Source organism: Nocardiopsis sp. MG754419, assembly GCF_018207095.1.
GTDB lineage: Bacteria > Actinomycetota > Actinomycetes > Streptosporangiales > Streptosporangiaceae > Nocardiopsis.
Map to the genome: position 1 here is coordinate 15832 of NZ_QOCZ01000082.1, position 10954 is coordinate 26785.

Here is a 10954-nt window from a genome sequence, read left to right on the forward strand (position 1 = left end):
GGTGATACCGGTGCTACCGTTGCGACGGTCGTCGAATCACGAGGCTGCTCCTCCAGCCATCGAGCGTGAGCATAGGAACGTTCGGCAGCTGTCTCTCTCCTCTCCCCCGGGGGGCAGGACAACTGCGCCGCCGGTTGCCTCCTCCTCCGTAACGAGTAGTAAAGAACCAGATGAGCGACTCTCCCGCCCCCGGTCTGTGCCGACTCGTCGTGCGTGCCCCCGACCGAACCTTCGAGATCGCGGTCCCCACCGACGTCCCCCTGTCCGAACTGCTGCCCACGATCGTCCTCTACGCCGAGGGCGACAGCGGCGACGACCTCGACGAGTCCGGCCTCGAACACGACGGCTGGGTCCTCCAGCAACTCGGCTCGCCCGCCCTGGAGGAGGACGGCAGCGTCCTGGCCCTGGGACTGTTCGACGGAGAGACGCTCTACCTGCGCCCGCGCCGGGATCAGTTGCCCCCCATCCACTTCGACGACCTGATCGACGGCGTGGCCAACGGCATGGCCGAGCGCCGCTACTCCTGGCGCCCGACCTACACCCGCCGGCTCCTGCACGGGCTGAGCGTGTCCACCCTCTTCGCCGGTTTCGTCATCCTGGCGATGGGCGGTATGAACGGGCTCACCGCCCTGATCGCGGGCGGTGCCGCCGTCATCCTGCTCCTGGGCGCGTGGGCCGCGTCGCGCGCGATGGGCGACCTGACCGCCGCCACCGCTCTGGCCGCCGCCGCGGTGCTCTACATGGGCCTGGCCGGGGCCGCCATCCCCACCGGCGACCCCGGGATACCGCTCCTGGGGGCCCGCGTTCTCGCGGCCTGCATGGCCGCCGCGGGCGCCACCGTGCTGGGTCTGGCCGCGGTCGCCGGGTCCGTCCCGTTCTTCGCCGGGCTCATCGTCTTCGAGGTCTTCGGTGTGCTCTCCGCCGTGGCGCTGATGCTGGCGCCCGGCCTCACCATGACCGGGATCGCCGGAGCCGCCAGCGCGCTCGCGATCCTGATCGGCACCTTCGCCCCCGTCCTGGGGTTTCGGATCGCGGGTCTGCGGCTGCCCCCGCTGCCCTCCAACACCGAGCAGCTCCAAGAGGCCATCGACCCCCACCCCGCGCGCGACGTCCTCGACCGCACCACACTGGCCGACGGCTACCAGGGGGCCGTGCTCGCGGCCACCGGCGCGATCCACGCGATAGCCCTGTTCATCCTCGCCCCGGGACCCGGTTGGCTGCCGATCACCCTCGGTGTGGTGATCTCCCTGGTGCTGCTGTTCCAGAGCCGCGGACTGGCCAACGCCGGGCAGAAGCTCTGCCTGACGGTCCCCGCCTACGGCGGTCTGGTCTTCACCGTCCTGGCCGCCGCGGCCGACGCCGGCACCCTGGGGCGGCTGCTGGCCCTCCTCGGCGTCCTCGCCGCCGCCGCGACCCTCACCGCCCTCGCGTGGTCGATGCCGGGCAGGCGCGGAGTGCCCCACTGGGGCCGCGCCGCCGAGATCATCCAGCTCCTCGCGGCCATCGCCATGGTCTGCCTGGTCTTCGGCAACCTCGGCCTCTACGGCATGCTCCGCGGGATCGGGGGCTGAGCGATGCAGACGCGCCGAGACCAGGTGGTCGCGCACAACTTCATGGTGGGCCGACTGGGCACCGCCATGCTGGAGGCCAACCCCGACGCCATCGACGCCCCCATGCAGCGCACCCGGAACGGGACCTACATCGGGCTGGCCATCTCCGTCCTGCTGTGCGTGGGGTTCCTGGTCTTCGGGCTGCTCTTCCCCGGGGGCAACACCGCCTGGCGCAACGAGGGCTCGCTCGTCCTGGAGCGCGAGAGCGGCGCCACCTACCTGTACTCCGACGGGGTCCTTCGCCCCGTCGCCAACTACGCCTCCGCCCGCCTCGTCCAGGGGAACCAGATCAACGTGCGCTCGGTGAGCGCCGATTCGCTGGCCGGAGTCCCCAAGGGCGGCCCCGTCGGCATCCCGGGTGCCCCGGACTCCCTGCCCGACCCCGACGCCGCCTCCTCGGCCCTGTGGCGCGTGTGCGCGGTCCCTCCGGCGAACCGGGACGGTGACCCGCGCACCGCACTGACCGTCGACTCGACCCCCGACGGCGGAGCCCTGCCCGTGGAGTTCGCGGTGCTGGTCCAGGGCCCGGACGCCGACCACCACCTGCTCTGGAACGGCACCCGGCTGCGCCTGGACGAGGAGCACGGCGCCCTCCAGGCCCTCGGCTACGGCACCAGCCCCGCCCTGGGCGTCAGCCGCGCCTTCCTCGACGTCGTGCCCGCGGGCAGCGACCTCGCCGCTCCCGAGGTCCCCGGCGGGGCGGGGGCGCAGAGCGCACCGATCGGCGGAGAAGGACGCACCACCGGCCAGGTCTTCGTGGTGCGCGATGACGAGGAGCGCGACCAGTACTACCTGCTCGGCGACGACGGCCTGGTTCCGGTCAGCGCCGTCCAGTCACGGCTGGCACTGGCCGACGCGCGCGTCACCGACGACGCCTACGGCGATGCCTCCCCCGAGCCCATCGCGCTCAGCGCGGGGGAGGTCCAGCGCAACCTGGCCGCGGACGCGGCGGTGGCCGACAACGGGCTTCCGGCCACGCCGCCCGAACTGGCGACGGTCGACGGGCAGGCACCGTGCATGCGCATCGACGCCGACGGCGACGCCCAGCTGATCGTGCACCCGCTGGACGCCGTGAACGCCTGGCCCGTCCAGGACCGGCCGTACACCGCCCACGGCTGCCCCACCGCCGACCTCATCGGCATCCCCGCGGGGGGCGGCGCGGTCGTCCAGGCCGCTCCCGCCGGGGGGACCGCGCCCGAACCCACGTACCACCTGGTGACCGACACCGTCACCAAGTACCCGCTCACCTCCGCCGACACCGCTGGCGAACTCGGCTATTCGGCCGATTCCGCCGCGCTCGTGCCCATCGCGCTGCTGCGCCTGCTGCCCACCGGGCCGCAGCTGTCGTCCGAGGCCGCGGGCCAACCGGTCCCGGCGACGGTCGACCGGCCCTCGGCGGTCGGATGCGGGGAGCGGGGACAGACCTGACCGCACTACCACGCAACCAGGGGCACCGTGCCCCGGCAACCGAAAGGAGAGGTGGACATGGTTCAGACCACCAGTACCGAATACGGCATGAGCACCGGCCGGATGGCGATGGAGACGGCCCACAGCGAGTGCAACGCCGTGTACACCAAGGTCGACTTCCTGCGTGACTCCCTCAGGACCACCTGGGTCGGCGGCGCCGAGCAGGGATACGAGACCGCGCTGGTGAAGTGGCTGGAGGAGCTGCGGCTGATCGTCAACGGGATGAACAACATGATCGGCACCTTCGGCGGCACCACGCGCGGCATGCAGAACGTGGAGGACGAGAACCTGGTGCTCTCCACGTCCTGGGACAACCAGCTCAACCCCAACCAGTCCTCCTGACCGGGTTCTTCACCCCTCTCCCGAGCCGGCCGCCCGCGCGGGTGGTCGCGGAAACGAAAGTAGGCAGCAGCCGATGAGCGATTTTTCCGTCCGCTACTCGGGCATGGACGACTCCGCGTTCGATCTGCGCGCGCGCACTCAGGACATTCGCAACTCCCTCGACGAGCTGGCCACGAAGATGGCCGCGGTGCGCGGTGAGCTCGACGGTGCCACGGCCGAGAACTACGACGCGCGCATGGCGCAGTGGCGGCTCAACGTACAGGACATGGAGTTCCTGCTCACCAAGGCCGAGCAGGCCCTGATCCTGATCCGTGACAACTACCAGAACACCGACAACAAGCTGTCCCTCGAATGGGTCTCGCAGAACATGTAGCCGGTATCCGGCGAAGGGGTGCGGTTCCGACCTGTCCGGGGCCGATCGGCCCCGGACAGGTCGTCACGGAGTGAGGAGAACGGAACATGGCGGAGAAAACCGAGATCACGCTCGCGTACATGCGCGAGTTCCGCGCCGATCACATTGACGGACTTCTGCGCAAACTTCGGGACCAGCGGGACAACCTCGACCAGTTCATCGACGAGAAGGACACACCGAGAAAATCCATCCGTGCCGGAAACCGCCTCTTCCTGGGTGAAGCCGGAAAGATCGAGGACACCATCAACAACTCGGTGGTTTCCATGCGCAAGCAGATACAAGCCATCATCGATCAGTTCGAGGAGATGAGGGAGCGCTTGGAGGAAGCCGAATTCCGCTTCGCCGGTGTCGAGGAGGACGCCGCGCTCACGGCTCGGGACCTGGCGCAGCTGATCGATCCCGAGAGCGCCGGGGCGATCCGGCCCTGAACGACGGTGCCGGCGTCGCCGTCACGGCTTCGCCCGTCGGTGCCGCGCGTCGGTGGTCGAGCCCGTGGAGCATACGGGTGTCCCGTCACCGATGTGAGACGTGGTTGCGCAGAGAGAGTGAGGAGGCGGTATGCCCGATCCGAATGAAGATGGCATTTACGATCCGGAGAACGACGATGAGGGAGAGGAGCTACCGTCTGAGCCCGAGGACGGTGCGGCGAAGTCCAAGACGCTCCACGACGTGCTGAACATCTTCGCCGACAAGGAGAGCGACGGGGACGTCCCTCGGATGATCCCGGCCTTGACGGTCACCCAGGCCGATTGGTTCGACAGCTTCAAATCCGACCAGAAGAGCCCGGACGGCCTTGATTACTGGCTGTCAACGGATGTCTTCAAGAAAGGGACGAGGACTGCGAGCTTTCAGGGAGATGGCGGCGGGAAAACACCGGATACGACGACGACGTACTACTCCGGAATCAGCTTCGCCGGATCCTTCAGGGGAATGCCCGCCTGGCAGAACTTCATCGACAACATGAAGGGTATCCTCTATAAACCGCTGGGCACCACGGCGGAGAGAAGCACGTCCTATGACGCGCCCGGGTTCAACGGTCTGGCCGAAACCCTGCGGGACCTGCACGGAATGCTGGAGAATGCCACTGAGGAAATGCGGGACCTGGCCAGCACCGCCAGGGACCAGCTCGAAGGGGCGACGGCCGACGTCTTCGCCCAGCACCTCGACAACCTGGGACTCCGCTTCTTCAGGCTGGAACAGAACGTCGCCGTCTACCCTGATGCCCTGCTGAATACGCGGGCGACGGTTCAGCCCATCGCGGCCGAGGAGTTCAGGGAGTTCTTCGAAAATTGGATCGAAAAAAACGATAGCGAAGGGCACCCCGAAACCCAGGTCAAGAAGTGGTTCGACGAAAACCAGGATCTCATCAGCTTCACCAAGGGTGACGACAGCAGTAAAATCGAGGGCTTCGGTCCGGTCAACTCCGCGAGTACCTGGCACAAGATCCAGGACGAGATCAAGGCAAACTGGCTCAAAACCCTCGAGCCGTTCGAGACAGCCGTGGCCGAACGCGTCGGCAGCATCGTGCACGACTACAACCTCAATCAGCGTGTGTTCGATGAGCACGAGATCAAAGACCCCAGGCCGATGCCGCTCGACTGGTCTCCCGTGGGCGGCGGCCCCAACGGTGGCGGCGGTCCCGGCGGTGGCGACGACGACGGGAAGTCCGACGCCCAGCTGGAGTACGAGGAGACACTCGACGAGTGGTACAAGTCGCAGACCGAGTGGCTGAACGAGAACCCGCCCGGCGGCGGAGGCGATGACGACGGCGACGGCGACAGCGACGACAAGTCCGACGCCCAGCAGGCGTACGAGGACGCGCTCGACGAGTACTACCGGAACGCCACGGACGAGTTGAACAGTGGGCCCAGCGGTGGTGGGGGCGGTCTCGGTGGTGACGACGATGGTTCGGGGGGTGAACGTCCCCCGTCCGCGGACGCCTATGACAATGCGCTCGACGAGTACTACCGGAACGCCACGGACGAGTTGAACAGCGGTCCCGGTGGTGGTGGGGGCGGTCTCGGTGGTGACGGCGGTGGCTCCGGGGGCAACGGTCCCGCGTCCGAGGACCGCTTCAACCAGACGTTGGACGACTACTTCAACCACCAGGCTGACGGTCTGGAGCAGGAGATGAACGGGCCGCCTCCGCCCATGGGCGGCGGCGGTTTCCTGGGAGGCGGAGGAAGCGGGGGAAGCGGGGGAAGCGGAGGTTCCGGCAACCGGAACCGCCCGTCGGAGGACCGGTTCAACCAGACGGTCGACGACTTCTACGACCAGCAGCGCGCCGACCTCGAAAGCCAGATGAACAGCGGTCCCGGCGCGGGCGGCGGCGGTCTCGGCGGTGGCGGCTCCGACCTGACGGCCGAGGACTACGACCAGCGCCTCGAGGACTACCGCAACGAGCAGAGCAGTGACCTCGACCGCCTCATGAGGGAGTCTCCCGACCCGGACGGCGACGGCCGTACCGACGACGGCCGTGCGCTCACCCCCGCGCAGCAGGAGTACCAGCAACTGCTGAACGACTACCACCAGGAGCAGTCCGCCAACCTGGAGAGCCTCCAGTCCGGACCCGACGGTGGTGGCGCAGACCTGACGACCGAGCAGCGCCAGGAGCGCCTCCAGGAGTACCGCGACTCCGAGATGGCCGATCTGGACCGGCTGCGCTCCGAGGTCGACGGGATCACCGACGAGAACGGCAACCCGGCTTCGGAGCTGGCGGAGCAGCGCCGGCAGCTGTCGGACTACTACGACCAGCGCAGCCAGGAGCTGGACGACCTCGTGGCGGGCCCGGACTCCGGCGGAGGGAACCTGGGCGGCGGTTCCGGCGGTGACTCCGCGGGCAGTGAGGCTTCGGACGCCTACCAGAACCAGCTCGACGAGTACTACGAGCAGCAGCGCGCCGAGCCGACGAGTACTACGAGCAGCAGCGCGCCGAGCTCCAGGAACGGATGAACGCCGGCCCCGGCAGCGGAGGCGGAAGCCTCGGCGGTGGGGGCGGAAGCCCCGGTAGCGGTCTCAGCGACGCCCTGGGCCGCGATCTCGACGTGGGGGCGCCCCGGGAGAACTCCTACTCCATCGGTGACGGCTGGGGCAGCCCCGGTGCCGAGGACCAGCTGCTCACCCCCATGACCCCGCACGTCGAGCCGGACCACAACGGCCTGCTGGCCGGTGGCGGCAGCCTCAGCAGCGACCCCGGTTCCGGGGGCGATGACGCGTTCAACGGCGCGGTCGGCGGCAACGGCGGCGGCAACGGCGGTGCGAACTTCGGCGGCGTGGGCGGGGGCATGGGCGGTATGGGTGGCATGGGCGGCGGTATGCCGCCGATGATGCCGCCCATGATGCCTCCCGGAGGCGCGGGCGGCGGACAGAACGAATCCCGTACGCGTTCGACCTGGCTCTCCGAGGACGAACGCGTCTGGGGCACCAGCGAGGGTGACCGGTTCTCGGTGCTGGGACGACCGGCCCCCGGCGACAACACGAAGGGAAGTCCCCATGAGTACGTACCCGGAGCAGATGGAGCAGGCTCTCGCACGTCTACGGGAGGACCAGGAGAAGGTCACCCGGGCAAGCGCAAGCCTGGCATCGGCAACCGAAGAGGCCGTCTCCAAGGACAGGGGGATCAGCGTGAAGATTGATGCCGAGGGGGAGCTGGTCGAACTGAAGTTTCGCACCGACTCCTACAAGTCCATGGCGCCGGCCGAACTCTCGGACGCGGTCATGGACGTGATCAAGCGTGCCCGGGGCCGCATGCAGCAGCGCGTCATGGAGGCCTACGCGCCTTTCGCACCTGAGGGCATCGACATGGAAGCCGCCCGGGAAGGCGGTTTCGACCCCGCCAAGATGATGGCCGACCTGGGGATCGACAAGCTCGACTTCCCCGACTTCGGACGCCCCGGCCGCTGAGACCTCGCGACGGGCGTTCCGCGCCCGCCGTCACCCGTAGACCGAAAGGAGCCGCACCGTGTCCGGTGATCACCTTTTCGTTGGCCCCGACCTGATGGCCAGGTATGGAGCCATGCTGAACGAGCCGGCGGACCTGATCCAGGAGATCCTCGCGGAGTACCGGTCAGGCAGGGATTCCCTGGGAGAGCGCCCCTGGGGGCACGGGGACGACATCGCCAAGGTCTTCGAGGAGAAGTTCGTCCCCGGTGCGGAGAAGTTGGAGGAGTACCTCGATGTGCTCACCGAGGTGCTCCGGGAGACGGGCCTCAACACCGTCGACAACGCCGAGGCGTTGCGCAGGGCGGATCTGGGCGGCGAGGAGATAGGCCTCGATCTCGTCAGGAACATGCCCGACACACCCGGCGATCCCGGCGGCATCGGCGATCTCGGCGGCCTGCCCGGTGGCCGTTACGGCCGGGGATAAAGGGACAAGGGACAAGGGGGTCACCGGGTATGGGGATGGAGCTGCCGGAGGGGCTGCGCAACCTCTTCTACGGGCTGACGGGCTCGCAGTGGTTCACCGCTGACGAGACGAAGCTGCGTGTGCTCGGTGACCTCCTCGACCGGACGGGCGACCGGATCGAGAGGGACATCCCCCCGCTCATCGTCTCCGTCAAGCGCCGGGTGCGCTCCAACTTCGACAGCCGCTCCGCCGAGTACTACGAAGAATCGATCGACAAGTTCACCTCGGGGAACACCGACTACGTCAAGGCCGCCTCCGAGGCGTCGCACCAGCTCGGGGACTTCACCCGTAAAGCGGCCAACCAGGTCGAGTACGTGAAGTGGATGATCATCGGGCAGCTGGTCCAGCTCGCCCTGGAGATCGCATGGGCCATCGCCATGGCCAAGTGGACCTTCGGGGCGAGCCTGACGATGATCCCCATCCTCAAGCGGATCGCCAGCCTCGCCATCCAACGGCTGGTGAACTCCCTGATCACCACGCTGTTGACCCACCTGGTGGTCAGCGTCGCCTTCGCGATGATCATGGACCAGCTGATCCAGCGTCTCCAGATCTCCCGGGGGCACAGGGGCGGCAACGACGACACCCTCAGCACGTCGGCGGGGGTCGGCGGTGTCCTCGACGGACTCTTCTCGTGGGGGTTCAGCGTCGTCGGCGGGAAGTTCGCCAACTGGATCACCGACAACTTCGGCGACCTCCTGAGGAACAACTTCAGGAACGCGCCGGAGCTCACGCCACCGCCCGGCACGGGCCGGGGCGTGGGCTCCAACGACCTTTCCGACAACCTCACTCCGCCGCCGCGGACCGTGGGAGGCGAGCGCACCGACGGCGCGCCCACGCCCGGGGCAGGCCGGGACGACAACCCGCTCCCGACCCCCGGGGGGCGCGGTAACCCGACGCCGGAACCGGTCGCGGGTGGGCGCGGCGACGCCCCGCTACCGCCACCCCGCACCAACGCGGCGGAGCACAATGGGGCGCCGCCGGCCGCAGCCAACCCCGGCGCAACGGTTCCGCCGCCTTCCCCCGGGACCCGCGATGTTCCCCGGCCGGAGCCCGTGCCGAGCCGGGCGAGTCCGCCGCCCGGCCTGTCCGACGACATGGCCGGCGTGCTCTCCCGTAACTCCACCGACCTGATCCAACCCTTGGGGCGTAACCCGAGCCCGTGGGACAACGTCGCGACCACGACCCGGTTCCGAGACGACGTCGGAAGGGTGTTCGAGAACAACCTCGGCGACCAGCTCGGCCGCGACGCCGCCAACAGGCTCGGCCGTGACTACGCCGACGCCTTCACGGCCAACTGGGGCACACGAGACATCGGCTCCGCCCTCGCCCGGGTGCTGGACAACGCACCGACCGGCCCCGGAAGCCGACCGCTGTCGCCGGAGACCCATGACTTCCTCACCCGCACCGTGCCCGACGGTACGGCGCGGAGCCTGAGCGAGTTCGCCGACAACTGGCAGCGCACCGCCGCGCACCTGGGCTCCAACGTCTTCCAGGGGGCCGCTTCGGCCTACCTGGGTGAGGGGTTCAGCAACATGATCCTCTCCGAGGACAACGAGTTCTCCGCGCACGGCATGTCGGCCGTGGCAGGGGCGGCGAGCGCGGGTCTGACCATGGGCGGCGTATTGGGCGGGATCAAGGGGCTCGACGCCCTGGAGAACCTCTTCAGGTCCAACGGCTCGGTGGACGCCCCCACCCCGCCGGTCGTGGAGTCGGACTCCGTGACGGCCACCGGCGGCACCGAGGTTCCGGTCGACAGCAGTGGAGCGGGGGGCTCCGGCGGAAGCGGCGGTTCCGGCAACGGCGGGGGATCGGGCGGTCCCGGTCGCGTCGGCGGGCCCGACAACGGCGGGGCTCCGTCGAACACGGACGGGGAACCGACACCGAGGAGCGGGCACGCCCAGCGCCGCCGGCCGACCTGCCGTCACACCCCCAGGCGCCGGTCACCGACGACGCTGCGGTACCGCGGCCCGGTGGACCCGAGGACTCCCACCTCCCGGGCGCGGAGAGCACCGTCGAACCGCCCCGGTCATCCGACGGCGCCCTCGAACCGCCGTCGCTTCCCCACACACCTACGGACACCACCGTCACCCCCGTCCCGGAGGCGTTGAACCGCGGCCCCGGAACCGCGCCGACCCCGGACGCCCCCGACCTCTCGGGAACCGGTGCCCCGCACACGGACGGCCCCTCCGTGTCCCGGCTCGCGGACGAGGAGCCGGGCACGACACCCGGTGACGGCTTCCTCGACGGCCCCGCGCACTCCGCCACCCCGCCCGGCGACGACGCGACGCGGGTCGGCGAGGACGCGATCACGGAGATCGACCACCCGACCGGTGCTCCGGCCGCCGGTGGCGGGTTCATGGGGGTTCCCCCCGCGGCGACCGGGGCACCGCCTTCGTCGCAGGGTGGCGAGGGTTCGGGAACGTCCCGGCCCGGGGCGGCTCCGCGCGCGGACGGCACCTCAACCCCGGCCTCACGGACCCAGGATCCGTCGGCGGACGGTGACACGGCGGATCAGACAGTGCGGGCACAGGACCCGTCGGCGGACGGGCACACGGCAGATCAGGCAGCCCGGGTACAGGACCCGTCGGCGGACGGGCACACGACCCCCCGCCCCTCGGACGCCGCTCCGGTCCGCACTGTGAGCGACGCCGAGGCACCCTCCGACGCGAGCAGGACCGAAGTTCGCGACGAACCGCATACCGCTTCTTCGGACCGTGA

At 69.4% G+C, this 10954-nt stretch carries 10 protein-coding genes; all 10 read left to right on the forward strand.

Going from position 1 to position 10954, the window contains the following annotated elements; genetic code table 11:
• Positions 1-170 precede the first annotated feature (170 nt).
• The 10 genes from eccD (at position 171) to DSY14_RS16780 (ending at position 10344) form a co-directional block, all read left to right on the forward strand.
• Positions 171-1571 carry a type VII secretion integral membrane protein EccD gene (gene eccD / locus DSY14_RS16740; RefSeq protein ID WP_211717509.1) on the forward strand — a complete coding sequence of 467 codons (1401 nt, stop codon included), beginning with the start codon at positions 171-173 and terminating at the stop codon, positions 1569-1571.
• Between the two features lie 3 nt (positions 1572-1574).
• Positions 1575-3038, forward strand: coding sequence for a type VII secretion protein EccB (gene eccB, locus DSY14_RS16745; protein WP_211717510.1), 1464 nt, complete (start codon positions 1575-1577; stop codon positions 3036-3038).
• Positions 3039-3095: 57 nt separating this feature from the next.
• Positions 3096-3419 (forward strand): hypothetical protein, encoded by a 324-nt coding sequence (locus tag DSY14_RS16750; RefSeq protein ID WP_211717511.1) that lies wholly within the window; start codon positions 3096-3098, stop codon positions 3417-3419.
• 73 nt (positions 3420-3492) lie between these two features.
• Positions 3493-3792, forward strand: coding sequence for a WXG100 family type VII secretion target (locus DSY14_RS16755; RefSeq protein ID WP_211717512.1), 300 nt, complete (start codon positions 3493-3495; stop codon positions 3790-3792).
• A gap of 86 nt (positions 3793-3878) precedes the next feature.
• Positions 3879-4259, forward strand: a complete 381-nt coding sequence (locus tag DSY14_RS16760) for a hypothetical protein (RefSeq protein WP_211717513.1) — start codon at positions 3879-3881, stop codon at positions 4257-4259.
• A 130-nt stretch (positions 4260-4389) separates the two neighbouring features.
• Positions 4390-6783 (forward strand): hypothetical protein, encoded by a 2394-nt coding sequence (locus DSY14_RS29245; protein WP_211717514.1) that lies wholly within the window; start codon positions 4390-4392, stop codon positions 6781-6783.
• Positions 6780-7466, forward strand: coding sequence for a hypothetical protein (locus tag DSY14_RS29250; RefSeq protein WP_283091642.1), 687 nt, complete (start codon positions 6780-6782; stop codon positions 7464-7466). The genes DSY14_RS29245 and DSY14_RS29250 overlap by 4 nt, the downstream gene beginning before the upstream one ends.
• A complete protein-coding gene (locus tag DSY14_RS16770; protein ID WP_283091641.1) occupies positions 7408-7734 on the forward strand; it encodes a YbaB/EbfC family nucleoid-associated protein in 327 nt (108 codons plus the stop codon). The genes DSY14_RS29250 and DSY14_RS16770 overlap by 59 nt, the downstream gene beginning before the upstream one ends.
• Before the next feature lie 112 nt (positions 7735-7846).
• Positions 7847-8197: a hypothetical protein gene (locus DSY14_RS16775; RefSeq protein WP_211717516.1), complete on the forward strand. Its 351-nt coding sequence runs from the start codon at positions 7847-7849 to the stop codon at positions 8195-8197.
• Positions 8198-8226: 29 nt separating this feature from the next.
• Positions 8227-10344, forward strand: coding sequence for a hypothetical protein (locus DSY14_RS16780; protein ID WP_211717517.1), 2118 nt, complete (start codon positions 8227-8229; stop codon positions 10342-10344).
• Positions 10345-10954 lie beyond the last annotated feature (610 nt).

Bases quoted from the DNA above. Each gene is read 5' to 3' on its own strand.
- eccD (WP_211717509.1), top strand. From the start codon at position 171: ATGAGCGACTCTCCCGCCCCCGGTCTGTGCCGACTCGTCGTGCGTGCC.
- eccB (WP_211717510.1), top strand. From the start codon at position 1,575: ATGCAGACGCGCCGAGACCAGGTGGTCGCGCACAACTTCATGGTGGGC.
- DSY14_RS16750 (WP_211717511.1), top strand. From the start codon at position 3,096: ATGGTTCAGACCACCAGTACCGAATACGGCATGAGCACCGGCCGGATG.
- DSY14_RS16755 (WP_211717512.1), top strand. From the start codon at position 3,493: ATGAGCGATTTTTCCGTCCGCTACTCGGGCATGGACGACTCCGCGTTC.
- DSY14_RS16760 (WP_211717513.1), top strand. From the start codon at position 3,879: ATGGCGGAGAAAACCGAGATCACGCTCGCGTACATGCGCGAGTTCCGC.
- DSY14_RS29245 (WP_211717514.1), top strand. From the start codon at position 4,390: ATGCCCGATCCGAATGAAGATGGCATTTACGATCCGGAGAACGACGAT.
- DSY14_RS29250 (WP_283091642.1), top strand. From the start codon at position 6,780: ATGAACGCCGGCCCCGGCAGCGGAGGCGGAAGCCTCGGCGGTGGGGGC.
- DSY14_RS16775 (WP_211717516.1), top strand. From the start codon at position 7,847: ATGCTGAACGAGCCGGCGGACCTGATCCAGGAGATCCTCGCGGAGTAC.
- DSY14_RS16780 (WP_211717517.1), top strand. From the start codon at position 8,227: ATGGGGATGGAGCTGCCGGAGGGGCTGCGCAACCTCTTCTACGGGCTG.